Annotated in this window: 23 protein-coding genes; 14 read left to right on the forward strand and 9 right to left on the reverse strand. The window is 72.1% G+C overall.

Features of this window, described 5'->3' with window-relative positions; translation table 11 throughout:
- Nucleotides 1-27 precede the first annotated feature (27 nt).
- Both D6B71_RS11600 and D6B71_RS22755 read right to left on the reverse strand, forming a co-directional pair.
- Nucleotides 28-1461 (reverse strand): PAS domain-containing sensor histidine kinase, encoded by a 1434-nt coding sequence (locus D6B71_RS11600; protein ID WP_121255191.1) that lies wholly within the window; start codon nt 1459-1461, stop codon nt 28-30.
- 92 nt (nt 1462-1553) lie between these two features.
- Entirely contained in the window at nt 1554-1727 is a 174-nt protein-coding gene (locus tag D6B71_RS22755; protein WP_164519629.1) for a hypothetical protein, read from the reverse strand.
- 98 nt (nt 1728-1825) lie between these two features.
- Between D6B71_RS22755 and dps the strand changes: the two genes are divergently transcribed.
- On the forward strand, nt 1826-2401 hold the full coding sequence (gene dps / locus D6B71_RS11610; protein ID WP_121255530.1) for a DNA starvation/stationary phase protection protein Dps: 576 nt from the start codon (nt 1826-1828) through the stop codon (nt 2399-2401).
- 44 nt (nt 2402-2445) lie between these two features.
- On the opposite strand, the gene D6B71_RS11615 is transcribed toward dps, so the two are convergent.
- Nucleotides 2446-3183, reverse strand: a complete 738-nt coding sequence (locus tag D6B71_RS11615) for an HAD family hydrolase (protein WP_121255195.1) — start codon at nt 3181-3183, stop codon at nt 2446-2448.
- Between the two features lie 172 nt (nt 3184-3355).
- Here D6B71_RS11615 and D6B71_RS11620 point away from each other — a divergent pair, with 172 nt between their 5' ends.
- Nucleotides 3356-4249 carry a sigma-70 family RNA polymerase sigma factor gene (locus tag D6B71_RS11620; RefSeq protein ID WP_121255197.1) on the forward strand — a complete coding sequence of 298 codons (894 nt, stop codon included), beginning with the start codon at nt 3356-3358 and terminating at the stop codon, nt 4247-4249.
- Nucleotides 4250-4260: 11 nt separating this feature from the next.
- Here the strand turns inward: D6B71_RS11620 and D6B71_RS11625 are convergent, their stop codons facing one another.
- The 3 genes from D6B71_RS11625 to D6B71_RS11635 all read right to left on the reverse strand — a co-directional run bounded on the left by D6B71_RS11625 (nt 4261) and on the right by D6B71_RS11635 (nt 7817).
- Nucleotides 4261-5148: a crotonase/enoyl-CoA hydratase family protein gene (locus D6B71_RS11625; RefSeq protein ID WP_121255199.1), complete on the reverse strand. Its 888-nt coding sequence runs from the start codon at nt 5146-5148 to the stop codon at nt 4261-4263.
- A complete protein-coding gene (locus tag D6B71_RS11630) occupies nt 5148-6356 on the reverse strand; it encodes an LCP family protein (protein ID WP_121255201.1) in 1209 nt (402 codons plus the stop codon). Before D6B71_RS11630 ends, D6B71_RS11625 begins: the two co-directional genes overlap by 1 nt.
- Before the next feature lie 69 nt (nt 6357-6425).
- Nucleotides 6426-7817, reverse strand: coding sequence for a WS/DGAT/MGAT family O-acyltransferase (locus D6B71_RS11635; RefSeq protein ID WP_121255203.1), 1392 nt, complete (start codon nt 7815-7817; stop codon nt 6426-6428).
- Nucleotides 7818-8011: 194 nt separating this feature from the next.
- Between D6B71_RS11635 and D6B71_RS11640 the strand changes: the two genes are divergently transcribed.
- The 3 genes from D6B71_RS11640 to D6B71_RS11650 are packed head-to-tail and all read left to right on the forward strand — an operon-like array spanning nt 8012 to nt 10208.
- Nucleotides 8012-8212 (forward strand): hypothetical protein, encoded by a 201-nt coding sequence (locus tag D6B71_RS11640; protein ID WP_121255205.1) that lies wholly within the window; start codon nt 8012-8014, stop codon nt 8210-8212.
- 56 nt (nt 8213-8268) lie between these two features.
- Entirely contained in the window at nt 8269-9777 is a 1509-nt protein-coding gene (locus tag D6B71_RS11645) for a wax ester/triacylglycerol synthase family O-acyltransferase (RefSeq protein WP_206051700.1), read from the forward strand.
- The gene (locus tag D6B71_RS11650) at nt 9774-10208 is read left to right on the forward strand and encodes a hypothetical protein (RefSeq protein ID WP_206051701.1); all 435 of its coding nucleotides are present in this window, start codon (nt 9774-9776) and stop codon (nt 10206-10208) included. The genes D6B71_RS11645 and D6B71_RS11650 overlap by 4 nt, the downstream gene beginning before the upstream one ends.
- Before the next feature lie 12 nt (nt 10209-10220).
- Here the strand turns inward: D6B71_RS11650 and D6B71_RS11655 are convergent, their stop codons facing one another.
- Entirely contained in the window at nt 10221-10805 is a 585-nt protein-coding gene (locus D6B71_RS11655; RefSeq protein WP_121255209.1) for a nucleosidase, read from the reverse strand.
- Between the two features lie 213 nt (nt 10806-11018).
- On the opposite strand from D6B71_RS11655, the gene D6B71_RS11660 reads away from it, so the two are divergent.
- The 8 genes from D6B71_RS11660 to D6B71_RS11695 all read left to right on the forward strand — a co-directional run bounded on the left by D6B71_RS11660 (nt 11019) and on the right by D6B71_RS11695 (nt 22709).
- Nucleotides 11019-12485: an LCP family protein gene (locus D6B71_RS11660; RefSeq protein ID WP_121255211.1), complete on the forward strand. Its 1467-nt coding sequence runs from the start codon at nt 11019-11021 to the stop codon at nt 12483-12485.
- Nucleotides 12486-12619: 134 nt separating this feature from the next.
- The gene (locus D6B71_RS11665; protein ID WP_121255532.1) at nt 12620-13588 is read left to right on the forward strand and encodes a glycosyltransferase family 2 protein; all 969 of its coding nucleotides are present in this window, start codon (nt 12620-12622) and stop codon (nt 13586-13588) included.
- Nucleotides 13585-14520 carry a glycosyltransferase family 2 protein gene (locus tag D6B71_RS11670; protein WP_121255213.1) on the forward strand — a complete coding sequence of 312 codons (936 nt, stop codon included), beginning with the start codon at nt 13585-13587 and terminating at the stop codon, nt 14518-14520. The genes D6B71_RS11665 and D6B71_RS11670 overlap by 4 nt, the downstream gene beginning before the upstream one ends.
- 38 nt (nt 14521-14558) lie before the next feature.
- Nucleotides 14559-15791: a UDP-galactopyranose mutase gene (gene glf, locus D6B71_RS11675; RefSeq protein ID WP_121255215.1), complete on the forward strand. Its 1233-nt coding sequence runs from the start codon at nt 14559-14561 to the stop codon at nt 15789-15791.
- The gene (locus D6B71_RS11680; RefSeq protein ID WP_240641342.1) at nt 15788-17869 is read left to right on the forward strand and encodes a glycosyltransferase; all 2082 of its coding nucleotides are present in this window, start codon (nt 15788-15790) and stop codon (nt 17867-17869) included. The genes glf and D6B71_RS11680 overlap by 4 nt, the downstream gene beginning before the upstream one ends.
- Nucleotides 17869-18765, forward strand: a complete 897-nt coding sequence (locus tag D6B71_RS11685; RefSeq protein ID WP_121255217.1) for an ABC transporter permease — start codon at nt 17869-17871, stop codon at nt 18763-18765. Before D6B71_RS11680 ends, D6B71_RS11685 begins: the two co-directional genes overlap by 1 nt.
- A complete protein-coding gene (locus tag D6B71_RS11690) occupies nt 18765-19568 on the forward strand; it encodes an ABC transporter ATP-binding protein (protein WP_121255219.1) in 804 nt (267 codons plus the stop codon). Before D6B71_RS11685 ends, D6B71_RS11690 begins: the two co-directional genes overlap by 1 nt.
- A 294-nt stretch (nt 19569-19862) precedes the next feature.
- Complete coding sequence (locus D6B71_RS11695) at nt 19863-22709, forward strand: FG-GAP-like repeat-containing protein (protein WP_126688250.1); 2847 nt, start codon at nt 19863-19865, stop codon at nt 22707-22709.
- 67 nt (nt 22710-22776) lie between these two features.
- Here the strand turns inward: D6B71_RS11695 and D6B71_RS11700 are convergent, their stop codons facing one another.
- Nucleotides 22777-23511 (reverse strand): TIGR03089 family protein, encoded by a 735-nt coding sequence (locus D6B71_RS11700; protein WP_121255223.1) that lies wholly within the window; start codon nt 23509-23511, stop codon nt 22777-22779.
- 55 nt (nt 23512-23566) lie between these two features.
- Between D6B71_RS11700 and D6B71_RS11705 the strand changes: the two genes are divergently transcribed.
- Nucleotides 23567-24685, forward strand: a complete 1119-nt coding sequence (locus D6B71_RS11705) for a mannose-1-phosphate guanylyltransferase (RefSeq protein ID WP_121255225.1) — start codon at nt 23567-23569, stop codon at nt 24683-24685.
- Between the two features lie 242 nt (nt 24686-24927).
- Here D6B71_RS11705 and D6B71_RS11710 read toward each other — a convergent pair whose 3' ends face one another.
- Nucleotides 24928-25668 (reverse strand): DUF3105 domain-containing protein, encoded by a 741-nt coding sequence (locus D6B71_RS11710; RefSeq protein WP_121255227.1) that lies wholly within the window; start codon nt 25666-25668, stop codon nt 24928-24930.
- Between the last annotated feature and the right edge of the window lie 82 nt (nt 25669-25750).

Here is a 25750-nt window from a genome sequence, read left to right on the forward strand (position 1 = left end):
GCGTCACGCCGCTGCGGGTGGCTGCCTCTAGCGAGGCACCATCCGCAGCGGGCGGGGCTCCTCTTGGTGCGGCGCGGTCGGCGTGGGGGCCGCACCGAGCGGCAGCCGCACCGAGAACGTGCTGCCGATGCCGGGCTGGCTGCGCACCGAGAGCGTGCCGCCCATCAACGCCACCAGCTCGCTGCTGATCGCCAGGCCCAGGCCGGTGCCGCCGTAGCGCCTGGTCGTCGTGCCGTCGGCCTGGGTGAAGGACTGGAAGAGCGTGTCCTGGTGCTCGGCGCTGATGCCGATGCCGGAGTCTCGCACCGTGAGCTGCACGGTGCCGCGGTCGTCGCCGGCTCGCACCCGCACCCGCACCCAGCCGGTGTCGGTGAACTTCACCGCGTTGCCCACCAGGTTGGTCAGCACCTGCGCGATCCGGTCCGGGTCGCCCACGACCCGGGCGGGCAGGTCCGGGTCGAGCATCCAGCGCAGGTCGAGCCCCTTCGCCCGCGCGTCCTCGCCGTGCGGGGTCAGGGTGTGGCCGACCAGCGTGCCGAGCTCGAACGTGGAGAACTCCAGCTCGGTCTCGCCCGCCTCGATCCGGCCGAAGTCGAGCAGGTCGTCGACCAGGCGGAGCAGTCGGACCCCCGAGCTGTGCATGGTCGTCAGGAACCGATGCTGGACGCTGTCGAGATCGGTCTCGCCGAGCAGCTCGCCGTAGCCCAGCACGGTGGTCAACGGGGTGCGGATCTCGTGACTGACGTTGGCCAGGAAGACCGACTTCGCGGCGTTGGCGTGCTCGGCGACCTGCCGGGCCCGTCGCAGCTCGTTCTCCATCAGCACCCGGCGGGAGATGTCCTGGGCGATGACGTAGACGCCGACCACCTCGTCGTCCACGACCATCGGCAGTCCGGTGAGGCTGAGCGGCACCCGGCGCCCGTCGCGCCGGTTGATCCGGGCCTCCAGCTGTTGGGGACGCCGGTCGAGGACGCCGGCGAACGCGGTGAGCGCGGAGGCGAGGTCCTCCTCGACGACCAGGTCGGGGATCGTGAGCGTGGTCAGCTGGCCGAACGAGTAGCCGGTCAGCGTGGACACGGAGGCGTTCGCGGCGGTGATCGTCGCCTCGAGATCGAAGGAGAGCACCGCGTCGGGGTGGTAGTCGAACAGCGACTGGTAGCGCTGACCGGTCTCTTCGAGGGTGCGCTCGACGCGCAGCCGGTGCTGTCGCTGCCAGTCCGCGTCCCGGGCCCGCCGGTAGGCGACCACGGTGAGCGCGACGCAGGAGATCGTCGCGGCGATGAGCAGCTCGTCGAGGCCGTAGCGCTCGTAGCCGCGGGTCCAGCGGACATAGTGCTCGAAGGCGTCCAGCCATTGCGCGAGGGCGAACGCGACGATGCTCAGCCCGAACACCAGCAGCAGGTCGCGACGGGTCGGCAGCAGCCGTCGGCGACGTGCCGGCTGGCCAGCCTCAACCCCCACGACGGCGGCTCCCTCCTCGTCGACCCAGCCTTGCCGACGTCCTCATCGGCGGCCCGGCACCACACCTGAGCCGGGATCCGGGCTCAGCCAGGTCATCTCCGGTCCTCGGCTCCCGGGTGGCGCTCGGCCCGGTCGCGGTCGGGACGGTTCACCTGCGTCTCGGGATCGGCCTCCAGCCGGTCTGCGGCGTCGGCGGCGGAGATGTCCTCGACCTCCGCCGCATCGCCGAGGTCGATCGGGGGTTCCTTGCCAGGTCCAGTGGTCATGCCCATGCCCGCCGGTACCCATCCGCGTCCCGCGCAGACCCGCAGCGACCCCCCCGCGGAGTCGTTTGCGGGCGGAGATCGTCGGGTACCTCTCGACCATGGCTACCAACAAGCTCCGTTACACCGTTCCCGGCATGTCCGAGTCCGACGCGTCGCGGGTGGTCGAACTGCTGCAGGACCGGCTGCACGCCTGCAACGACCTGCACCTGACGCTCAAGCACGTGCACTGGAACGTCGTCGGCCCGCACTTCATCGCCGTCCACGAGATGCTCGACCCGCAGGTCGACGCGGTCCGTGGCTTCGCCGACGACCTCGCCGAGCGGATCGCCACTCTCGGCGGGTCGCCGCAGGGCACGCCCGGCTCGATCGTGGCCGAGCGCTCCTGGGAGGACTACTCCATCGGCCGCGCCACCACCCAGGAGCATCTGGGCGCCCTGGACCTGGTCTTCGCCGGCGTGATCGAGACCTACCGCAAGGGCATCGAGGAGCTCGGCGACCTCGACCCCGTCACCGAGGACATGTTCATCGCCCAGACCGAGCAGCTCGAGCTGTTCCACTGGTTCGTCCGGGCCCACCTCGAGGACGACACCGGCAGCCTCGCCACGGCCAGTGCCACGACCGAGAAGCAGGCGGCCCGGGCCGCGAGGAAGACCACGCGCGCCAAGAAGCGCTGACCGGCGCACAGGTCCGAGCCGAGTCGAGGGCGCCACGACCGGGGTCACCCCCCGGACGTGGCGCCCTCGTCGCGTCCCGCCGCGACGATCTCGAGCAGCTCGTCGAGACGGGTCGCCAGCTCGGCCGCGTCGTCGACCACGGCGACGGCGCCGGCCTCCCGCAGCTCGGCCGCGGAGAACCCGCCGGTGAGCACCCCGACGGTGGGGATCGCGCACTCCTCGGCGGCGGCGACGTCCCACACGGAGTCGCCGATCATCACCGCCCGGTCGCCGCGCACCTTCTCCAGCGCCTTCTCGATCAGCTCGGGGTCCGGCTTCGACCGCTCGGCGTCCGAACTCGTCGTCCAGCCGTCCGCCCGCTCCTCGGCGTCCAGGAGCCGGAGTGGGCGCGCCGCGTGCTCGGGAATGCTCGAGCTGGCCAGCACGACCCGCAGCCCGGCGCCGGCGAAGGCATCCAGCAGGCCGCGTGCTCCCGGGGCGAGCCGGGTCTCCTCGATCATCCGGTCGAACTCCTGCTTCCACAGGTCCCGGACCCGATCCCCGAGCCGTGCCTCGGTCTCGTCGTCGGTCGCCGCGGCCACCAGCCGGTCCCCGCCCATGCCGATGTGGCGGTGCAGCCGCCACAGCGGCACCGGCCGGTCCACCGCCTCGAACGCGCGCGCCCAGGCCAGCGTGTGGTGGTAGTTGGAGTCGAGCAGCGTGCCGTCGATGTCGACGACCGCCACGTCGGGCAGTTCCCGGGCGAGCCGACGGGCACCGTCCGCGGTAGCACCGGATGACATGGGTATCCCCTTCCGATCGGATCCGTCCCGGTTACCCGACCGGGCGCCGGCCATGCCCGGGCCGGGAATGGCCCGAACGGGTCGTTGTCCTGCGCGGTCGACCCATGGGACGCTGGGGTAGGCGTGGCCCGGCGCGGGCCCGCTCGGGACGTCCGGCAGGAGGGAGGCAGCCATGGGGGAGGACCCCCGTTCGGTGACGGCCTTCATCGAGCCGCCCGTGCTGCCGTCCCCGCGGCTGGACCGCACCAGCCTGCGCGCCGCGCGCCGCCGCCTCGAGACCGCTCGGCTGCTCTCGCGTGCCCGAGCCAGCCGCGGCGAGCGCCGCACCCGCTACGAGGACGCCGTCATCAACCTGAACCTGGAGGTGGCCACCGAGGTGGCCGCCGCCTACCACGGCCGGGGCGTCCCCGACGAGGACCTCGACCAGGTGGCCAACCTGGCCCTGGTCAAGGCCGTGCGCACCTTCGACCCCACGCAGTCCGAGGACTTCCTCAGTCACGCGGTCCCCACCCTGCGCACCGAGATCCGCCGCTACTTCCGCGAGGCCGGCTGGACCATCCGCCCGCCCCGCGCCGTCCAGGAGATGCAGGCCCGGGTCAGTGCGGCGGAGGCCGAGCTGCTGCAGAAGCTCGGCCGTGCCCCGCGCGCCTCCGAGATCGCCGTCCACCTCGACGTCGCGTTGACGGTGGTGCTCGACGCCGTCAACGCCACCGGCTGCTTCGCCCCGGTCTCCCTCGACGCTCCGGTGCTGCCCCAGGAGCGACCCGAGCTGCCCTACCGCGACCCCGAGCCGGCGGACCGGGCGGCCGGGCTCCCCGAGCTGGCGCTGCTCGACATCGGCGGCGAGGACCCCGCCTTCGCGGGCGTCGAGGCGCGCGTCGCGCTCAACCGCCTGATGGACACCCTCAGCGAGCGCGACCGCCGGATCATCACGCTGCGCTACTTCGAGCACCGCACCCAGGAGCAGATCGGCGAGGAGGTCGGGGTCAGCCAGGAGCAGGTCTCGCGGCTGATCACCTCGATCCTGGCCCGGCTGCGCCGCACCCTCGCCGACGAGGTCGCCTGACCCTGATCCGATCAGGCAGGGAACACGCGCGGCAGCTGCGAGGCGCGCCCGGTGAACCGGGGTGTGCGCTTCTCCCGGAAGGCGGCGACGCCCTCCGCGCCGTCGGCGATCGAGGTGTGGAACATCGCCAGCGAGTCCGACAGGTGCGCCTCCAGCGGATCGCCGGCGGCGCCGTTGCGGTAGAGCAGCTGCTTGGCCAGGCCGAGCGCGACCGGCGACCGGTCGACCACGAACGAGCGGGCCAGCGCCTGCGCCGCCGGCAGCAGCTCGTCGGGTTCGTGCACGGACCTCAGCAGGCGGCCACGCAGCGCCTCGTCGGCGTCGAGGATCTCGGCGGAGTAGACCCACTCCAGCGCCTGCTGGATGCCGACGATGCGCGGCAGGAACCAGCTGGAGGCGGCCTCGGGCACGATGCCGAGGCGACCGAAGACGAAGCCGATCCGGGCCGACGTGGCGGCCATCCGGATGTCCATGGCCAGCGTCATCGTGGCCCCGATGCCGACGGCGGCGCCGTTGATCGCCGCGATCACCGGCTTCGGCAGCGCGTGGATGGCCAGCGTGACCCGGCCGCCGGTGTCACGCACCCCGTCGTGGAACGGCGCCTGGTCGAGCCGCTCGCGCAGCTGCTCCGGCGTCGGGTCCAGCGACTCGTCGAGCCCGAAGACGTTGCCCTCGGCGGAGAGGTCCATGCCGGCGCAGAAGGCCCGGCCGGCGCCGGTGACCACCACCGCCCGCACCGCGTCGTCGCGGGCGTCGGTGAGGAAGAACCGCTCGAGCTCACGCGCCATCGTCAGGTCGAAGGCGTTCAGCGCGTCGGGACGGTGCAGGGTCAGTGTCGCGACGCCGGCGTCGTCGGTCTCCCAGCGCAGCGTCTCGTAGCCGGTGGTCTCGGTGCCCATCAGCCCACTCCTTCCAGTCCGGTGGCGGTGCACAGCCGCTTGCCGACGTCGTCGGTCTCGTCGGCGATGATCTTGTCGAACAGCGCCGGCGCCCGCTCGGGGTCCCACGTGGTGGCCGAGCCGTCGGTGACCGGCATCGTGCAGGTCAGCTCGCCCTTGCTCATCGCCATCGCCCACAGCCCGGCCCGCACCGGGCCGGTGCCCTCGCCGAACCGGAAGAAGTCGGGGACTGCGGCGTTGAGGCGCCAGTAGCGCAGCGGGTTGAGCACGGTCCAGGGGGAGAGCACCTTCGAGCCGATCGCGGCCACGACCTCGCGCTGCTGGCCGACCCGGCCCAGGTCGCCGTACTGGTTGGCCTTGCGGGAGCGCGCGTAGGCGAGCGCCGTGCGGCCGTCGGCCTCCTGGCAGCCCTTCTCCACGTCGAGGCCGGCGTCGACGTCGACCATGTCGGTCTTCGGGCAGATCTCGATGCCGCCGACCGCGTCGACCACCCCGGCGACGCCGCCCATCCCGATCTCGACGTAGTGGTCGACCCGGATGCCGGTGGCCTGCTCGACGGTGCGGGTCAGCAGCGGCGCGCCACCGAACGCGTAGGCGGCGTTGATCTTGCTGTTGCCGTGGCCGGGGATCTCGACCACCGAGTCACGGGGGATCGACAGCAGCAGGTTCGGCCCGGAGCCGGTGTGCAGCAGCATGATCGTGTCGGTCAGCTCGCTGGTGGCGTTGCCGGTGTGCAGCTCCTTGCGCTCCTGCGCCGACAGCCCGGCGCGCGAGTCGCTGCCGACCATGAGGTACGTCGTCCCCGGCTGGTCGTCGGGCCGCTCGCCGTCGGGTTCGTAGTCGATCTTCTCGACCTTGGTCCAGGTGAACACCGGCACGGCGACCAGGAACACCAGCCAGAGGACCGGCAGGACGAAGAGCCAGCGCAGCCGGAGCCGTGGCCGGCGGGGGAGCCGCGGACCCCGGGAGCCGCGGGCCGGCGGGGTGGCCGGCGGGCCGGGTGGCGGGGTGCCGCCCGTGCCCCGGGTCGCACCGCCCGGCCGCGGCTGCACCGGCATCGCCCGGGTCTCGTCGGGTCGGGGCCGCTGGGGTACCGGTCGGGTGCCACCGGCGGCGGTGTCGCTGCTGCCGGGGCCGCCCTGGCCGTAGAGCCACCGGTACTCCGGGGACTCGTCGTCGGGAGCGCCGCTGCGTGGACGGTCTGCCATGGCGGCGAACCTATCGCGGGGCCGGTCGGCCGGCGCCGAGGTGGACGCTCCCCGGGAGGCGGTGACCGGTCAGGCCCGCGCCTGCGCCGCCGCGACCAGTTCGGCCAGCGACGCCGAGATCCCCTCGGCGAGCACCTCCAGGTCGGGGGTGCTTCCCAGATCTCCGGTGAGGCCGAACGTCAGCGTGCTGCAGTAGGAGAACATCGCCACGCCGATGCGCAGCCGGTCCGCGATCGGCACGTAGGGCAGCATCTGGACCACCTGACGACCCAGGCAGTAGAGCGGCTGCCGGGGGCCGGGGACGTTCGTGGTCACCGTGGCGAGATGCCGCTGCGGGAACCGGAACCCGAGCCGGACGCCGGCCGCCACCGGTGGGAACGGGCTCAGCTCCGCCGTCGTCATCACCGAGCTGCCCGCCTCGACCTCGCCGCGCTCGCGCAGGGTGCGTACCCGGCTGCGTACCAGCTCCAGCCGTTCGACCGGGTCGGCCACGTCGACCGGCAGCCAGGGCAGCAGCAGGGAGACCCGGTTGTCGGGCTCCGAGACGTCGTCGGGGCGGTGGGTGGATACCGGCACGAGTGACCGCAGCGAGTGGGCGGAAGGGCGCTCGCCGCGGGAGAGCAGCAGCACCCGGAAGCCCCCGCTGACGGCCGCCAGTGCGACGTCGTTCACGGTGCCCCCCAGCCGGCTCCGGACCTCGCGAAGCTGGTCGAGGTCGGCCTGGGTCCAGGCATAGTGCCGGCCGCCGTGCAGCGGGCCGACCAGCGAGCTGCCCGCGACGGGGAGTGCCGCGCCGGAGATCGAGGCCAGACCACGGACGTTGCGGACCAGCGAGGCCGCGCTGCGCCGCGGAGTCCGGAGGGCGGTGACGCCCGCGCTGGCCAGCCGCCACGGAGAGCCACCGAGGTCGCCCACCGCACGGGCTGCGAACCGCCAGCCCGGCTCGGCCGGAGCGGGCGTCCAGGTGTCCGGCGGCACCGTGGTCGGTTCGGGGGTCAGGTCGAGGAACAGCCGGTAGAGGTCGGTGCCCGAGACGCCGTCCGCGAGCGCGTGGTGGACCTTCGACAGCACACCCCACCGGCCCTCGGTCAGCCCGGTCACGAACCAGAACTCCCACAGCGGACGCTCGCGCTCCATCCGCCACGACATCACCTGGCCGATCAGGTCCGCGATCTGCGCGTCGCCACCCGGCTGGGGGAGCGCGGTCTGGTGCACGTGGTTGGCGAGGTCGAACTCCTCGTCGTCGACCCATGCCGGCGGGGTCAGGTCGAACGGCACCCGGCGCAACCGCTGCCGATAGCGCGGGACCATCGACAGCCGGCTGGCGATCGCCTGCAGCAGCTCCTCGAAACTCGGGGCGGGGCCCTCGAAGACCGCGAAGGAACCGATGGCCAGCGATGCCGCCTCGTCGACGTCCTCGGCCTGGAGGAACGCGGCGGACAGCGGAGTCAGACGGTCCATGCCGGGGCCTCCTTCAGTCTCATCTGCCGAGTCTGTGGCCACCCGCACGTGGCGCGCTCGGGTCCAAGGTCCCGAGCGTGCGGGCGATTGCCGCCGAGCCGGGAGTCCTCGGTCCAGGAACAGGTCGAAAGGCCCTGTCCGCCCCCGTCGGTCCCGGCGCACGGTGTGAGGAGGAGCAGGACCGAGGAGGAGTCATGACCGACCACGAGCACCTGCAGGCGCAGCGCGAGGCGCAGGCCCTGGTCGTGAAGAGCAGCGCGGACCGCGCCCACATGTGGGCAGGGCTGAACCGCTACCTCGCGGTGGAGGCCGAGCACGAGCACAAGGTCGCCGAGGCCGAGCGGGTGGACGCCGCCCCCGCCGAGGACCGACCGACGACGACCGACGACGACTGACGACGACTGACGACGACTGACGACGACTGACGACCGAGGACGAGGCGGGGGCTGTGGTGAGCACGAGGACTGTCGGGCCGGTCGATGCGATCTGGCTGCACATGGACCGACCGGACAACCTGATGGTCATCGAAGGGCTGATGACCGTGGACCGGCCGGTGGACTGGGACCGCTACCTCCAGACGCTGCGGCGTCGGGTCGTCGACCGCTACCCGGTGATGCGGCAGCGCCCGCTGCCCGCCCGCGGCCCGCTGCTGCCGCCGCGATGGACCGACGACACCGACTTCGACCTGGAGCGCCATATCCGCCGCGCCGTGCTGCCGGCACCCGGCGGCGACGCCGAGCTGCAGGCCTACGTGTCGCAGTTCCTCGACCAGCCACTGCCGCGGTCGCGGCCGCTGTGGGAGACCCACCTGATCGACGGCTACCAAGGCGGGAGCGTGGTCTATTCGAGGCTGCACCACGCGATGGCCGACGGCATCGCCCTGATGCGGGTGCTGCTGTCGATGACCGACGCCACGCCGGACGCCGACCTGCACGAGGCCACCGAGCAGCTGACGACCGAGGACTCCTGGGGGTGGGACCACCGCGACCAGGACCGGTCGCCGGTGCCGGTCGCCGGCGTGCTCGACGCCTCCGCCCAGGTCGCGGTCGCGCTGGGCCGGACCCTCCTCGCCGGACCGAGGACGCTGGTGCCCCGCCTCTTCGCCCCCGCACGCACCGCCCGGGAGGCCGCGCACGCGGCCAAGGTCGCCCTCGACACGGTGGTGGTCAGCGAGCAGCTGCTGTTCGCGCGCAACCCGGCCTCTCCGCTGGCGGGCCACCCGGGCCCGCGCAAGCAGGCCGTGTGGGGACGCCCGGTGCCGCTCGAGGACGTCCTGGAGACCGCCCACCGCACCGGGACCACGCTCAACGACGTGGTCGTCGCCGCGCTCTCCGGGGCGATGCGCAGCTATCAGGACTCCCGCGGCGCCGAGCCGCACGACGTCCCGACGATGGTGCCGGTCAACGTGCGCCCGCTCGACGAGCCGCTCCCGCCCGAGCTCGGCAACCGGTTCGCCCTCGTCCTGCTCTCGCTCCCCGCCGGCCTGGCGACCCCGTTCGCCAGGCTCGCCGAGACCCACCGCCGGATGGAGGAGATCAAGCACTCCCCGGAGGCGGTGCTGACCTTCGGCCTGATCCGGGCGATCGGGGTCACCGGCCCACACCTGGAGCGCCTGCTGGTGGACTTCTTCGCCAACAAGGCGACCGGCGTCACCACCAACGTGCCCGGGCCGCGCGGCACCCGCTACCTCGCGGGCGGCCGGGTGACCGGGCTGCTGGGATGGGCTCCCGGCTCGGGCGAGCAGACCGTGAACACCTGCATCTGCAGCTATGACGGGCAGCTGTCGGTGGGGTTCAAGGTCGACACCGAGATCGTGCCGGACCCCGACCGTCTCGTGGCGGCGTTCGAGGCGGAGCTGGCGCAGCTGTGTGCGCTCGCCCCCGTCTCCGCGCCCGTCTCCGCGCCGGTGTCGGCGACCGAGCCCGCGGCCGAGCCGCTCCCGGACGGAGCCCGGCCGTGAGCCAGCGGCCCGGGCCGGACCCGCACCGGCTGCTGCAGTCGGCCTTCGACCTGTTGGTGGAGCGGACCCGGGCGGTGACGTCGGCCGCGGCGAGCGCCGGCGGCAGTGCCTGGGGACACGTGCCCGACCCGGTCCCCGCGGCGGTCCGCCGGCTACTCGTCTCGATCCGTCAGGTCGCCGAGCAGATGCCGCCGGTGACGGCCGAGATCGACGTGCTGATCGAGGAGCTGCAGGCCAAGCGGATGAGCATCCAGGCGCTGCAGAAGGAGCTCGCCGTCCTCGACGACCAGCTCGCCGTGCTGGAGCGGTCCCTCGCTCCGCTCCAGGGCTGGAGCCGGCAGTGGACCCGGGTGCGCGACAGCGTGCTCAGCTCGCTCGACGAGGCCGTGGGCGACCACCCGGCCGGCACCGCCGACGGACCTGCCGGCTGACCCGCCGCCGGACTACCGCGGGGCCGGTCCGTCGCCGTCGAGCACGCGGACCAGCTCGGCCGCGAGCACCCGGGCGCTCGCGTCGACCACGCTCGGCCAGTCGAACGCGGACTCGTCGGCGGCGTCGGAGACGTGCTTGAGCATCAGCACCGGAACGCCCGAGGCGCGCGCGGCCCAGGCGACGGCGTAGCCCTCCATGTCGACGATGTCGGCACGCCTCGCGAGCTGGTCGCGCCGCGCCGGGTCGCTCACGAACTGATCCCCGGTCGCGAGCACGGTGTCGTCGCCGTGGTCGAGCGCGAGGCGGTCGTGGGGGTCGTGGCCCAGCGCCCGGACGGCCTCCGCGGTCAGGTCGTGGTTGATGACCGTGCGCGGCCGGTGTACGCCGCTCAGGCCGGCCTTGAGCGCCCCGGCGGTGCCGAGGTTGACGACGAGGTCGACCTGGCCCGGCCGCTGCAGGAGCGCGTGCGCGGTCGCCACCGCGGCGAGCGTCTTGCCCATCCCGGTGACGATCAGCGGCACCCCGTCGGGGAGGTGGGCGGCCTCCTCCCGCGTGGCGACGACGGCCAGCACCCGGCCGGGATCGAGCCGGGTCATCGCAGCACCGGCATGGCTGACTCCCGGGCGGGACTGAGCGCCTCGTGGCTGACCATGGCCCCATTCCACCAGTGCCTTCGGCGCGAGCTTCCGGCGCGTCGTACCGCGTTGTGACTGCTGTGACTGGTGATACTGGCTGGGCAGCAGACTCATCCCCTCGCCGTGCGTCGCTTCCCCGACGCGCGTCGGGTCAGTAGTAGAGAGGCACGTTCGATGCCACCCGTTCCTTCCCCCGGGTTGCTCGACGGGCGGGACGCGCCACCGCGCACCTCCGCCGCCGAGAGGGCCGCACGCGTCCGGTTCCGCCGCGCCGTGGCCCTGATGGTGATGACGCTGGTGCTGCCGGGGTCGGCGCAGCTGATGCAGGGCGACCCGCGGCGCCGGCTGGTCGGCCTGACCGCGCTGACGCTCTGGCTGCTCACCGTGGTCCTCACCGTGCTCACCATGCTGGTCTCGCTGCTGTGGCACGGGGCGGCCTTCTACCTGATCTCCAACACGGTGCTGCTCGGGCTGCTGCGCGTCTTCTTGATGGTCGGCGCCGTCGCCTGGGCGGCGCTCTTCGTCGACGCCTGGCGCCTCGGGCAGCCGCTCAGCCTGAGCCTCAACCACCGGCGCGCGGTCGTCGGGGTCAACGGCGTGCTGTGCTTCTCTGTCGCCGGCACGCTGCTCTTCGGCGCCCACCTCGTCGGCGTGCAGCGCAGCTTCCTGGTGACGATGTTCGGCGACGGCGAGGCGAGCGGGGCCCACCACGGCCGCTACAACGTCGCGCTGCTCGGTGGCGATGCCGGCGCCGGGCGCTGGGGCCTGCGTCCGGACTCCATCACCGTGGCCAGCATCGACGCCGAGACCGGCAAGACGGTGCTGATCGGGCTGCCCCGCAACATGACGAACTTCCCTTTCGCCGAGGGGTCGGTCATGGCTGAGCAGTTCCCCGACGGCTTCGACGTCGAGTACCTCAACGGCGTCAGCACCTGGGCCGGCGACAACCCCGAGCTGTTCCCCGACTCCGAGAACCCCGGCATCGACGCCACGCTGATGGCCGTCGAAGGCATCACCGGCCTGCCGATCAACTACTACGCCATGGTCAACCTCGAGGGCTTCAAGGACCTCGTGGACGCCGTCGGCGGGGTCACCCTCAACGTGCGGAGCCCGATCCCGGTCGGCGGCCTCGGCGAGGACGTCACCGGCTACATCCAGCCGGGGGAGCGCACCCTCGACGGCCACGACACGCTCTGGTACGCCCGGGCCCGGGAGGGCTCTGACGACTACTCCCGGATGGCCCGCCAGAAGTGCGTGCTGAACGCGATGCTGCACCAGATCAGCCCGCAGACCGCGCTGCGCAACTTCGAGCAGATCGCCGACGCCAGCACCGCGATGATCTCCACCGACCTGCCCGCCGGCGAGGTCGACCGGTTCATCGCGCTCGCGCTGAAGGCGCGCAACCAGCCGGTGTCGACGCTGTCGCTGGTGCCGCCGCTGGTCAACACCGCCGAGCCCGACATCGAGGAGATCCACGCCCGGGTCGCCGCGGCGCTCGAGCGCGCCGAGGGTGGCCAGACCGCCACGGCCAAGGGCGGCAAGCGCAGACCCGACCCGGACGTCGTCACCGGCGGCTCCCTCGGCTCGCTCAGCGAGGGGTACGCCGCCAACCAGACCGAGGACCTCGGCTCGGCCTGTTGAGCGAGGACGCGTCAGCGGACTCGCTGATGGTGGTCGAGCGAGCCGCACGGCTGAGCCTGTGAAGCCGTGGCCGGCGTGTCGAGACCCCCACGCCGAGTCGGGCCGGGAGACACCCCGGGCCTAGGGTGGTCGCCGTGACCGACCAGCCCTCGCGTGCGCCCCGCATCGTCGCCGTGGTGGTCACCTTCAACCGGCTCGAGCTGCTGCAGGGACTGGTCGCGCGGCTGCGCGAGATCGGCGGTGTCTCGGGCCTCGACGAGGTGCTGGTCGTCGACAACGCCTCCACCGACGGCACGGGGGAGTGGCTGGCCGGGCTCGACGCCGGCCTGGACGCCAGCGCTCCGCAGCTCGTGGAGCCGGTGCCGGTGCTCGGGCGCACGCTCGCCGAGAACCGCGGCGGGGCCGGCGGCTTCCACGACGGGCTGGCGTGGGCCGTCGAGCGCGGCGCCGACCTGGTCTGGCTGATGGACGACGACGGGCTGCCCGCACCGGACTGCCTGGAGCGGCTGCTGGCCGTGCCCGACCTCGACTTCTGGGGGCCTGCGGTGGTCGACCGCGACGACCCCGGCCGCCTGGTCTTCCCGATCCGGCTCCCCGGCGGCACTCGCGTCGTGCACCGCATCGCCGACGTCGAGGCAGCCACGGTCGACGGGCTGATCCGCGACGTGGTCATCCCCTTCAACGGGGTCCTGGTGACCCGCGAGCTCGTGCAGCGGATCGGCCTGCCGCGCGAGGAGTACTTCCTGTGGGGCGACGACCACGAGTACCGCCTGCGGGCCGAGCGCGCGGGAGGGCGGATCGCCACGGTCGTCGGCGCCCGGGTGCACCACCCCAGCGTCGGTGAGCTCGGCACCCCGATGATGTTCGGGCGCACCACCTACAACCACAGTCCGAGCGACCTCAAGCACTACTGCATGGCCCGCAACAACCTGCTGAACCTGCGCGACTACCGCGGGTGGCCGCACGCCCTCGCCTTCGTCGCCAAGACGGTCTGGTTCTACCTGGTCACCCGTCCGCGGCCCGGCCGCCTGCTGATGTCCTTCCGGGGCATGATCGACGGGCTCCGCGGAGACTTCACCGGCCACCGGAGGTACCTGCGATGACCACCGCCTCTCCCGCAGGCGGCACGCGCAGCGAGAGCGTCGCCGTCGTCGTGGTCACCTACAACCGGGCCGACCTGCTCGACCAGATGCTCGAGGCGCTCGCGGCCCAGACCCACCGGCCCGACGCGGTCGTCGTGGTCGACAACGCCAGCGCGGACCACACTGCCGAGGTGCTCGCCCGCAGCCGCGACCTCCCGCTGCAGGTGATCCGCACCGACGAGAACCTCGGCGGCGCCGGCGGCTTCCACCTCGGCGTGCGCACCGCCTACCAGGCCGGCCACGACCGGATCTGGCTGATGGACGACGACGTGCTCCCCGCGCCGGACTGCCTCGCGGTGCTGATGAGCCACGACGAGCCGTGCCTGATGGCGGTCCGTGAGGACCTCGGCGGACAGCTGGTCGAGAAGGCGGCGGTCCGCTTCGACCTGCGCAACCCGCTGGCGATCCGGCCGAAGACGGCCAGCGTCGACTCGACGTACGCCTCCCGCCACGCGATGCCGCCGCACGTGATGCTCGAGAACGTCGCGTTCGAGGGGTTCATGGTGCGGCGCGACGTGGTGAGCGCGATCGGCCTGCCGGACCCGTCGTTCTTCATCTTCTACGACGACGTCGACTTCGCGGTCCGTGCGCGGCGGGCCGGCTTCCGCATCCTGGCCGTGCGCGACGCGGTCCTGGTGCGCCAGCTCCACTTCGACCAGCAGCACGCGCTGGACGGGTGGAAGGGGTTCTACATGTACCGCAACCTGTTCGTGGTGCACCTGCGCTACGGCGAGAACCTGCTGGTGCGGCTCAAGCCGCTGTTGATCACCCTGGGCGTGCTGGTGACCAGCCCGCTGCGCGGTGGCCGCGGCGAGGCGGCGAACGTGATCCGAGCCATGCGCTCCGCGTGGGGCATGCGTCGGGTCGCCGAGTCCGCCCGCCCACGCGGCTAGACTGACCGCCGCCCGACCGACGAGGAGACACCCCCGCTTTGTCTGCACCCACGCACGCATCCGACCCGGCCACCGGGACCGCCGACCGCTCCGAGACCTCGCAGCCCGACCTGGTCGTCGTCGGCTCGGGATTCTTCGGGCTCACGATCGCCGAGCGCTGCGCGGCCGAGCTGGGGCTGAAGGTCCTCGTGCTCGAGCGCCGCCACCATCTCGGCGGCAACGCCTACAGCGAGATCGACCCCGAGACCGGCATCGAGGTGCACGTCTACGGCACCCACCTGTTCCACACCTCCAACAAGAAGGTCTGGGACTACGTCAACCGGTTCACCGAGTTCACGAACTACCAGCACCGGGTCTTCGCGAAGTACCAGGGCCAGGTCTACTCCTTCCCGATGAACCTGGGGCTGATCAACCAGTTCTTCGGGCGCTCGCACACACCCGAGGAGGCGCGGGCGCTGATCGCCGAGCAGGCCAGCGAGATCGCCACCGCGGACGCGACCAACCTGGAGGAGAAGGCGATCTCCCTGATCGGCCGCCCGCTCTACGAGGCGTTCGTCAAGGGCTACACCGCCAAGCAGTGGCAGACCGACCCGAAGGAGCTGAGCGCCGACATCATCACCCGGCTGCCGGTGCGCTACACCTTCGACAACCGCTACTTCAACGACACCTACGAGGGCCTGCCCGTCGACGGCTACGCCGCGTGGCTGAACCGGATGGCCGACCACCCCAACATCGAGGTGCGGCTCGAGACGGACTTCTTCGACGTCGCCGACGAGTGGAAGGGCAAGGTCCCGATCGTCTACACCGGGCCCGTCGACGAGTACTTCGGCCACTCCGAGGGCCGCCTGTCGTGGCGCACCATCGACCTCGAGCGCGAGACCGTCGACGTCGACGACTACCAGGGCACCGGCGTGGTCAACGCCAACGACGAGGACGTCCCCTACACCCGGGTGCTGGAGTTCAAGCACCTCCACCCCGAGCGCACCTACCTGCCGGGCAAGTCGATCGTGGTCCACGAGTACAGCCGCTTCGCCGAGGAGGGCGACGAGCCGTACTACCCGGTCAACACCGCCGAGGACCGCGCCAAGCTGCTGAGGTACCGCGAGCTGGCCAAGGCCGAGCCGACGGTGCTCTTCGGCGGCCGCCTCGGCACCTACAAGTACCTCGACATGCACATGGCGATCGGCTCCGCGCTGTCGATGTTCGAGAACAAGCTGCGTCCGCACTTCGTCGACGGAGCCGAGCTCAAGAGCGGAGGAGTCGACGCATGACCGTCGCCCACACCCAGACCACCGAGGCCGCCGACGCCGTCTCGCCGGGCATGTCCCGGGTGCTGCTGATGCGGCAGATCATGCCCGCCGGGCGCGACACCGACGTGATCAAGCTCTACGTCGACCCGGACCCGGCGGCACTCGACGCCGACAAGTTCGACATCGGCACCAGCCGCGCCGCCCACGAGGCCAACGCGATCGCGACCCGGCTGCAGAACGCCGCCAAGGGCGTCTCCCAGGTCCACCCCGACCAGATCGAGTCGCGCACCGCCTTCCGGGTCGAGATGGGCGAGGTGGCCTCGTTCGGCACCTACTTCAACGCGTTCCCGGCCTCGTACTGGCGCCGCCACACCATCGTCAGCGAGGTGCGGCTCACCGTCCGGGTGCGGGGCGAGGGCGCCACCGTCACGGTCTACCGGTCGATGGCCAACGGCCGGTCGCAGCGGGTCGACTCGGCGAGCGTCGAGGACGGCTCCGGCGAGTTCTCCTTCGACCTGCCGCTCAAGCCGTTCGTCGACGGCGGCTGGTACTGGTACGACGTCGTCGCCGCCGACGAGGACGCGGTCGTCGAGGGCGCCGAGTGGACCGCCGAGGTCCCGCCCGAGAAGGCGACCCGCGGCAGCGTGACCATCGGCATCACCACGATCCTCCCCGACTTCTGCGCCAAGCTCCTGGCCCAGCTCGGCGAGGACGGTCCGCTGCACGACCACCTCGACGAGATCGTGGTGATGGACCAGGGCAAGGACAGCCTGGTCGAGTCGGAGTACTACCCCGAGGCCGCCGAGGCGCTCGGCGACACGCTGCGGATCATCAAGCAGGGGAACCTCGGTGGGTCCGGCGGCTTCGCCCGGGCGCAGTACGAAGGCCTCAAGGCCGGCCGCTCGACGTACGTCATGATGCTCGACGACGACACCGAGTGCGAGACCGAGGGCATCGTCCGGGCGCTCACGTTCGCCGACCTGTGCCGCAAGACGACCATCGTCGGCGGCCACATGTTCTCGATCTTCCAGAAGACCCAGCTGCACTCGTTCGGCGAGCGGGTCGCTCCCTACACCTTCTGGTGGGGCTCGGCCCCGGGGGTCTTCCCCGGCTGGGACTTCGCCGAGCGCAACCTGCGCTCGACCCGGTGGCTGCACGCGCGCATCGACGTCGACTACAACCCATGGTTCATGTGCCTGATCCCCGCCGAGGTGCTGCGCGAGATCGGCCTGTCGCTGCCGTTCTTCATCAAGTGGGACGACTCCGAGTACGGCCTCCGCGCCAAGGAGGCCGGCTTCCCGACGGTCACCTTCCCCGGAGCGGCCGTGTGGCACGTGCCGTGGACCGACAAGAACGACGCCCTGGACTGGCAGTCCTACTTCCACGTGCGCAACCGGGTCATCGCCGCGTTGCTGCACTCGAAGTACCCCCGCGGAGGGCGGCTGCTGCGCGAGTCGCTGAACCACCAGATCAAGCACTCGGTCTCGATGCAGTACTCCACCGTCGCGCTGCGCCACAAGGCGCTGGAGGACGTGCTGGCCGGGCCCGAGCAGCTGCACGAGACGCTGGCCACGACGCTGCCCGAGATCCGCGAGATGGTGAAGGGCTACGACGACGCCACCTACCTCGTCGACCCCAGCCAGATCCCCGAGGTGAAGCGGCACAAGCTGCCGCGCAAGGGCCGTGAGCCGTCGCCGGTGATCTCCGGCCGGGCGGCCACCGTGCAGGCGCTGCTGCAGCCGCTGCGCCAGCTGCGCCGGCCCCGTGAGTTGGCCCAGGTGCACCCGGAGGCCGAGATCATGGCCCAGGACGCGCGCTGGCACAAGATCGCCCGCTACGACTCCGCGCTCGTCTCGCTGCCCGACCAGACCTCCGCGGCCTTCTACCGGCGCGACCGCGAGAAGTTCGTCGACCAGGTCCGGCGCACGCTGGCGATCCACCGCAGGCTCGCCACCGAGTGGGACGACCTGGCCAGGCGCTACCAGGAGGCGCTGCCGCAGATCACCTCGCCCGAGGCCTGGGAGAAGACCTTCGGGCCGTGGCTCGAGCAGGACGCGCAGGCGTCGACGACCGAGGGCGGACCCGAGGACGCGCGCTGATGGTGACCCGTCCGGGGCGCGCCGAGCACGTCGTCGACGCGCCCCTGACGCCCCCGTCGTCCAGTCAGGGGCTGCTGGAGGTGTTCCGGCGGCGCTACCTGCTGCGGCTGCTGGTGGCGCGCGAGCTCAACGCGAGGTACGCGGCGTCCTTCCTGGGCTTCCTGTGGTCCTACATCAACCCGCTCTCACAGCTGTTCATCTACTGGTTCGTCCTCGGGAAGATCGTGGGGATGGAGGACCGCGTCCCCGGCGACTTCGCGGTCCACGTCTTCTGCGGGCTCGTGGTGGTGCACTTCTTCACCGAGACCTTCGCCGCGGGCACCCGTTCCATCGTGCGCAACAAGTCGCTGGTGCAGAAGATGGCCCTGCCCCGGGAGATGTTCCCGGTCGCCTCGATGCTGGTCTCGTTGTTCCACGTCGGGCCGCAGCTGCTGATCCTGACGGTCGTCTGCCTGTTCTCCGGATGGGTCCCCGACCCGGTCGGACTGCTGGCCCTGCTGCTGGCGCTCGCGATCGCGATGGTGCTGGGCACCGCCCTGGCGATCCTGTTCAGCGCCGCGAACGTGTTCTTCCGCGACTTCGCCAGCGCCGTCGGCATCCTCACGAACTTCGTGCGTTTCGGGGCCCCGATGATCTACCCGTTCACGCTCGTCGAGGAGCGGTTCGGCGGCTTCGCGCCCTACTACCTGCTCAACCCCATCGCCGACGCGGTGCTGCTGGTGCAGCGCGCGTTCTGGGTCGGCGCCACTCCCGACCCGGACGCGACTGCGGCCGAGCACCTGCCCGACCACCTGTTCCTCTACGGCCTCGGGGGTCTGGCGGCCTCGCTGGTGGTGCTCGCAGTCGCCCAGGCGGTCTTCTCCCGGTTCGAGAACAAGGTCCCGGAGCGCCTGTAATGAGCTACCCCGACAACACCTCGATCGTCGTCGACGGCGTCTCCAAGGAGTTCACGCTGCGCTACCAGCGCACGCTGAAGCAGGTGACGGTGGCGTTGGCCAAGGGTCGAGACATCAGCGACACCTTCAAGGCGGTCGACGACGTCTCGTTCACCGTCGAGCAGGGCGAGTCGATCGGCCTGATGGGTCTCAACGGATCCGGCAAGAGCACCCTGCTGAAGCTGATCAACGGCATCATGCGGCCCGACTCCGGCCAGGTGCTCACCCGCGGCCGGATCGCCGGGCTGATCGCCACCGGCGCCGGGTTCCACCCGCAGCTGACCGGCCGCGAGAACGTCTTCCTCAACGCCGCCATCCTGGGCATGAGCGAGGCCGAGACCAAGCGCAAGTTCGACGCGATCGTCGACTTCGCCGACATCGGGCGGTTCCTGGAGACGCCGGTCGGCAACTACTCCTCGGGGATGTTCGCCCGGCTGGGGTTCGCCGTCGCGATCCACGTCGACGCCGATGTCTTCCTCGCCGACGAGGTGCTCGCGGTGGGGGACCGGCCGTTCAAGAAGAAGTGCCTGGAGCGGATGGCCGAGATCCGCGACTCCGGGGTGACGCTGTTCTACGTCAGCCATGCGGCCGCGTCGGTGCGCAAGATGTGCGACCGGGTGCTGGTCCTCGAGAAGGGCCGGCTCGCCTTCGACGGCGACGTGGGCGAGGGCATCCGCTACCTGAAGTACGAGGACGCCGACCCCGGCAACGAGCCGGACGAGGTCGACAGCCTCGGCGACGAGGAGCTCGGCGCCGACATTTAGGTGAGACGCGCCAGCGGATCACCTGTTGGTGGTCGAGCGAGCGCCCACGGCCGAGGAACGAGGGCGTGACGGCGCGTGTCGAGACCTGATGCCGTGCCCGTCGCCGCGGGCCCATGCCTGAGCCCTGCTCAGGCCGCTGCGGTGCGCGCCGATGAGTTTGACAAATCTGGAATCCCTCGGCGTGTCGAGTAGAAATTACACGATTGTAGTTACTCAGTTTCTCTTCCGACGGGCTGTGACTCGTGTGAAAGTTGCGTCACGTGTGACTCTTCCCCCGCACATGGAGTAGCCGACATGCCCGTTGTGAAGGCGCGGTTCATCACCGCGTGCCAGCAGCTGCTGGCCCTTGGCGTGGTGGTCGCCGGGCTGACGCCCGCCGCCACCATCGTCAGCCTCGACGTCGTCCATCAGCAGCCCGCCGAGCTCGGCGAGCTGCAGGTCGGCGGTGCGCTCGCGGCGTACTCCCGGGTCAACGGAGGCGCGGCCGAGGTGCCCGCCGAGCGGGTGGACGCCGAGGTCACCGAGTACTCCCTGACCTCGCCGGCAGCGACTGTGGGCCGGCGGACGGTCCCCGACGTCCAGGCGCGGCGCTCGCGCGGCACCGCGCCCGGCACCACCGAGATCACCAGCCGACCCCAGCCGGTCTCCGGCTACGGGGCCGTCGGGCTCACCTGGGCTCCCGGCACCGAGCTGGGCGACGAGGAGGCCGCCTTCGAGGTGCGCACTCGCGACGGGGACGCCTGGTCGGGCTGGATGCCGCTGGAGTACCACGACGAGCACGCACCCGACCCCGGCACCCCGGAGGCGCGCGGCGCCCGCCCGGGCACCGACCCGCTGTTCGTCGGGCATGTCGAGGAGGTCCAGGTCCGCGCGAGCACCGAGACCGTGCCCGCGGACCTGCGGATGGCCGTCATCGATCCCGGCACCCCCGAGCGCACGGTGGTCGCCCGGCCCGCGATCGACACCGCCGCGCTCGAGAGCGAGAGCGCCGGGCGCGGCGCGACCGCGGCCGCGGAGGGCGAAGCCTCCGACGAGGACGACGCCATCGCGCTGCAGGCCGCCAGCTACACCGAGAAGCCCGAGATCTTCTCCCGTGCCCAGTGGGGAGCCAACGAGTCGCTGCGGCAGAAGTCCTCGCTGAGCTACTACGAGGTGCACGCCGGGTTCGTGCACCACACGGTCAACGCCAACGACTACACGCGCGCCGAGGTGCCCGGCATCCTGCGCAGCATCTACGCGTACCACACCCAGTCGCGCGGCTGGAGCGACGTCGGCTACAACTTCCTCGTCGACCGGTTCGGCCGCATCTGGGAGGGCCGGTACGGCGGCGTCGACCGCCCGGTCGTCGGCGCCCACACGCTCGGCTACAACGAGAACTCCTTCGCGATGTCGGCGATCGGGAACTTCGAGACCGTGCAGCCCACCGCGGCGATGCTCGAGGCGTACGGCGCGCTGTTCGCCTGGAAGCTCTCGCTGCACGGCGTGGACGCCGCGTCGTCGAAGCAGTGGGTCGGCTCGCGCAACTTCCCGGCGATCAACGGGCACCGTGACGCCGCCTCCACCGCCTGCCCCGGTCGCCACCTCTACGCCCGGCTGGACCGGATCCGCGAGCTCGCCGCCCAGACCCAGCGCGGCTGGGAGGGGCGCGAGCTGCAGTCCGACGTGGCCGGCAGCCCGCACCCCGACCTGCTGGTCCGGCGCGCCAGCGACGGCCAGGGGTTCGTGATCCCGACCGGTGGCCTCACCTCGTTCCGCAAGCCGGCCCTGGTCTCCACCGGATGGGCGAGCGCCACCACCCTGGTGGCCGCACCCGACCTCACCGGGGACGGCCTGGCCGACCTGGTCGCCGGCGGCGCCGACGGCATCGCCGTCCACCCGGGCACGACGGGCGGCGGCTTCGATCCGGCGCTGCGCCACAGTCCGGCGTTCGCCGACCACGACCTGCTCACCTCCGTCGGCGACCTGGACGGCGACGGGCGGGGCGACCTCGTCGCCCGGCACACCAGCGGACGGCTCGACCTCTACCGCGGCGTCCGCAACGGAGCGTTCGACCGGTCGCCCCTCTCCACCGGGTGGGAGGGCTACGACCTGCTCGTCGGCCCCGGCGACGTCGACGGCGACGGCCGTGCCGACCTGCTGGCCCGCGACACCCAGGGCCGGCTGTGGCTGCATGCCGGCGGCGACGCGGGCACCTTTGACGCTCCGGTCGAGGTCCCCGGACGCTGGGGCGGCTTCGACGTGCTGACCGGCTACGGCGACTACACCGGCGACGGCCATGCCGACCTGTTCGTCCGCTCCGAGGGCGGCAAGGGAGCGGTGCTGCCGGGCCGCGGCGACGGCACCTTCGCCCGCGCCGTCGGCACCGTGGGCCGGGTGCGCAACGCCCCCGTGGTGCTGGGCGCCGGGCAGCTCACCGGAGACCCGGCCCCCGACCTGCTGGTCCGCCGCGGCGATCGACTCCTCCGACTGGAGAACAGCGGCGGCACCGAGCTCGGGGCGCCGATCCCGATGGGCATCCGGCTCCGGGCCGCGAACCTGCTGCTCAACGTGGGCGACTGGGACCGTGACGGCGACGGCGACATGGTGCTGCGCAATCGCCAGGGCGCCCTGATGCTCCGACCCGGAGACGGGACCGGAGCCTTCGGCAAGGCCCAGCGGCTCGGGACCGGCTTCGGCAAGGTCGACCTGCTCGCTGCCGTCGGCGACATGACCGGCGACGGCTGGCCGGACCTGATGGGCCAGCCGCAGGGCGGCTCGATGCGGATCTACCCCGGCAACGGCGGCGACGGCCTCGGCGAGAGCTACGTCGCGCACAGCGCCATCTCCGCCCAGCGCCAGATCGGCATCGGGCGGTGGGACGGCGACGGTGCCCCGGACTCCCTGTTCCGCACCGGGGGCAAGCTGACGCTCTACCGCGGCAACGGTCCCGGCGGACTCACCACCGGCACCCAGCTCAGCGCGGACCTGACCCGCTACGACTGGGTGGTCGGCGTCAGCGGCGTCCGGCTGCAGGGGCCGGCCGACCTGCTGGTCCGGGCCCGCGGGACCGGCGAGCTGTGGCTGCTCGAGCCCAGCGGCGAGGGCTTCGCCAAGCCGCGCTACCTCGGGGAGGGGATGGACCAGTACGACTTGGCCGGGTGAGCAGATCGGCGGGCCGCTCCACGGCCTGCCCGATCGGCGACTTGGCCGTGCAGGACGGTTCTGGGTCTCACGCGGGGAAGCGGGCGGTCGCGCGCTCGGAGGCATACGTCGCCTCCAGTCGCTCCCGTTCGGCGTGACGCACCAGGACCAGCGAGCCGCCGCGTGCGAGCGGCTCGGTGAAGGAGGCCAGACCCGGTGGGGAAGCCGGGTTCGCCTCCGAGAGGAGGCGGCCGCCGTCGGTGAGAGCACTCCCGGCGGCGGCCGTCCTCCACAGCTCCTCCTGGGAGAGCGCGCCCTCGGGCAGCTCCACCGCGACGTCGTCGGGCTGCGGCGGATCCCATGGGATGAACGAGTCGGGCTGCGACCACACCTCCAGGCCCACGTCGTGCACCCCGGCCGGGAGCGGGGCGGCGAAGCGGACGCCGAGCGGCCTCAGCGAGCAGGCCAGCACCGGCAGCCTCGCGGCGTTCGTGCTCCACTGCGCGAGGGCGTCCGGGCCGCACACCACCGCGTCGGCGTCGTCGGCCCAGGTGAGGGCCAGCCCGACCTGCCAGGCCGCGCCGAGGAAGACCGCCCCCAGCCAGTGCGGCGGCAGGTCGATCCGGAGCCGGTCGCCCCGCTCGAGCCCGTGCTCCTCGGCCAGCAGGGACGCGGCCTTGGCCACCCAGTTGGCGTAGGTCGTCACCGAGAGCTCGACGCGCTCGTCGGTGGCGTGGTCGTAGAAGGTGACCAGCGGGCGGCCCGCATCGCTGCGCAGCAGCGCGGTCAACAGGTCGGGGAACGTCGTCGGGGTGGGGTGCACGTAGTCAGCCTAGGGTCCGGGCCGCTATCGCCCGGCGGACACTAGGCTGCGGCGCATGAGCCAGCCATCCGGCCCGATCGACGACTTCTGGGCAGTCATCCCGGCCGGCGGCGCCGGCACCCGGCTGTGGCCGCTGTCCCGCTCGGCGTACCCGAAGTTCCTGCGCGACCTGACCGGCAGCGGCCGGTCGCTGCTGCAGGAGACGCACGACCGGCTGGCGCCGCTGACCGACGGGCGGTTCCTGGTAGTCACCGGGCGCGCGCACCGCGAGCCGGTGCTGGAGCAGCTCGCCGACCTCGATGAGAGCTCGGTGCTCGCGGAGCCGTCGGCGCGTGACTCGATGGCCGCGATCGGGCTGGCCGCGGCGGTGCTGGAGCGGACGCAGCCGGATGCGGTGATGGGGTCGTTCGCCGCAGACCACGTGATCACCGAGTCCGAGGAGTTCCGCGCCTGCGTGCGCACGGCGGTGACGGTCGCCCGTGAGGGATGGCTGGTCACGCTCGGCATCACGCCGACGTTCCCCTCCTCGGCGTTCGGCTACCTGCAGCTCGGCGCGGCGCTGCCCGGGCACCCCGGCGTCGCTGCGGTGCAGCGGTTCGTCGAGAAGCCGTCGGTCGCGGTCGCCGAGGAGTACCTCGCCACCGGCCAGTACCGCTGGAACGCCGGCATGTTCGTGGTCCGGCCCGGCGTCCTGCTGGACCTGCTGGCCACCTGGCATCCCGAGTTCGCGGCCACCCTGCGCGTCATCGCCGCCGAGCCCGACCGGCTCGACGAGCTGTGGCCGGCGCTGCCCAAGATCGCGCTCGACCACGCGGTCGCGGAGCCGGCCGCGGACGCCGGCCGGGTGGTCACGGTGCCCTCGACGTTCGGGTGGGAGGACATCGGGGACTTCGACTCGCTGGCCGCCCTGCTGCACGCCCTCGGCGATGCGTCCGGGCACGACCCGGTGGTGGCCGGACCGCGGGTGCTCGGCGACGACGCCCTGGTGCGCCCGGTCGACAGCACCGGTCTCGTGGTGCCGCAGTCGGGGCGGATGATCGCGGTCGTCGGCCTCGACGACGTCGTCGTCGTCGACACCCCCGACGCGCTCCTGGTCACCACCCGGGCCCGGGCCCAGGAGGTCAAGCAGATCGTCACCGCCCTCAAGGACGGCGGCCACGCCGACCTGACCTGACGCCGAGCCGTCGATCGTTCCGCGACACGCCGCAGAGACACGGGAATCAGTGACGGGTCAGCGTTCCCCCACCCCCCAGCGACCCATCACCACGAGACGTGCTGGCGCGGCGAGCGCCAGCGAGCCTGCGGCAGCGCGCACAACCGCGAGCGGAGCGAGCCTGGTTGTGCGCAACGAAAGGGCGGCGAGCGAAGCGAGCTCCTGGTCTTTCCGCAGCGGAGCTGCGGGCGGCGGAGCCGCCGTCACATGGCGTTGGGCTCGGGGGAGTCCATGTAGTCGTAGGTGTCCATGAACTCCTTGAGCGCCGCGCCGCTGGGCTCGGAGCAGTACTGCCAGACACCGACGTGCTCGCCCTGCCCGGCGTTCTCGGCGCCGCCGACCGACCAGTGCGTGAGCGCGATGTGCTGACCCTCCGGGAACGCGCCGCCGTCGGCCTCGGTCCACGGCACTGCCTTGAACTTCAGCCGCATGTTCGAGGTGCCCTCGAAGTTGTCGGCGATCGCCTCGATCTGCTCCATGACGGCCTCGTCCTCGGCGGCGGTCTCGTCGTACCACATGACCGTGTAGCCGTGCTCGAGGTTGTGCACCAGGGTGCCCAGCGGCGGCCGGTCGGTGCCGCGGTAGAACTTGCGCTCCATCGTGTCGGGCATGTCGTAGTGCTGCCCGAACGCGGGCGGGGCGTCCTCGTAGAGGATCGGGGTGCCCGGCGGGACGTGGTCCTGCTCGCCGTCGGCCGGCTTGGTCTCGATGGGCTGGCAGGCCGACGCGGGGGCGCCGATGTCCTCCACGGCGAGCCCCTCGAACTCCTTCTCGTCGAGGTAGTTCTTGATCGGCTGGATCAGGGCCGCACCGACGATGAGCAGCGCGATGGCCGAGCAGACCCCGACGATCATGAAGCCGCGGCGCCGCTCGGCGCTCTTCTGCTTCTTGCGAAGGTCGTCGATGACGGCCTGGCGGTCGGTCTTCGGGGGGTTCTTGGCCACGGCTCGGCGTTCCTCGGGGGTGTCAGGGTCGGGCGTGAAGGAGCGCCGGGGCGGGTGCGACCGCTCCGGCGAGGGGGTTATG

It is taken from the genome of Nocardioides ferulae, from assembly GCF_003660455.1.
GTDB classification, from domain to species: Bacteria; Actinomycetota; Actinomycetes; order Propionibacteriales; family Nocardioidaceae; genus Nocardioides; species Nocardioides ferulae.

Coding starts and splice junctions, on each gene's coding strand:
- D6B71_RS22755 (WP_164519629.1), bottom strand. CDS start 1,727: ATGACCACTGGACCTGGCAAGGAACCCCCGATCGACCTCGGCGATGCG.
- dps (WP_121255530.1), top strand. CDS start 1,826: ATGGCTACCAACAAGCTCCGTTACACCGTTCCCGGCATGTCCGAGTCC.
- D6B71_RS11615 (WP_121255195.1), bottom strand. CDS start 3,183: ATGTCATCCGGTGCTACCGCGGACGGTGCCCGTCGGCTCGCCCGGGAA.
- D6B71_RS11620 (WP_121255197.1), top strand. CDS start 3,356: ATGGGGGAGGACCCCCGTTCGGTGACGGCCTTCATCGAGCCGCCCGTG.
- D6B71_RS11625 (WP_121255199.1), bottom strand. CDS start 5,148: ATGGGCACCGAGACCACCGGCTACGAGACGCTGCGCTGGGAGACCGAC.
- D6B71_RS11630 (WP_121255201.1), bottom strand. CDS start 6,356: ATGGCAGACCGTCCACGCAGCGGCGCTCCCGACGACGAGTCCCCGGAG.
- D6B71_RS11635 (WP_121255203.1), bottom strand. CDS start 7,817: ATGGACCGTCTGACTCCGCTGTCCGCCGCGTTCCTCCAGGCCGAGGAC.
- D6B71_RS11640 (WP_121255205.1), top strand. CDS start 8,012: ATGACCGACCACGAGCACCTGCAGGCGCAGCGCGAGGCGCAGGCCCTG.
- D6B71_RS11655 (WP_121255209.1), bottom strand. CDS start 10,805: ATGACCCGGCTCGATCCCGGCCGGGTGCTGGCCGTCGTCGCCACGCGG.
- D6B71_RS11660 (WP_121255211.1), top strand. CDS start 11,019: ATGCCACCCGTTCCTTCCCCCGGGTTGCTCGACGGGCGGGACGCGCCA.
- D6B71_RS11670 (WP_121255213.1), top strand. CDS start 13,585: ATGACCACCGCCTCTCCCGCAGGCGGCACGCGCAGCGAGAGCGTCGCC.
- D6B71_RS11680 (WP_240641342.1), top strand. CDS start 15,788: ATGACCGTCGCCCACACCCAGACCACCGAGGCCGCCGACGCCGTCTCG.
- D6B71_RS11685 (WP_121255217.1), top strand. CDS start 17,869: ATGGTGACCCGTCCGGGGCGCGCCGAGCACGTCGTCGACGCGCCCCTG.
- D6B71_RS11690 (WP_121255219.1), top strand. CDS start 18,765: ATGAGCTACCCCGACAACACCTCGATCGTCGTCGACGGCGTCTCCAAG.
- D6B71_RS11695 (WP_126688250.1), top strand. CDS start 19,863: ATGCCCGTTGTGAAGGCGCGGTTCATCACCGCGTGCCAGCAGCTGCTG.
- D6B71_RS11705 (WP_121255225.1), top strand. CDS start 23,567: ATGAGCCAGCCATCCGGCCCGATCGACGACTTCTGGGCAGTCATCCCG.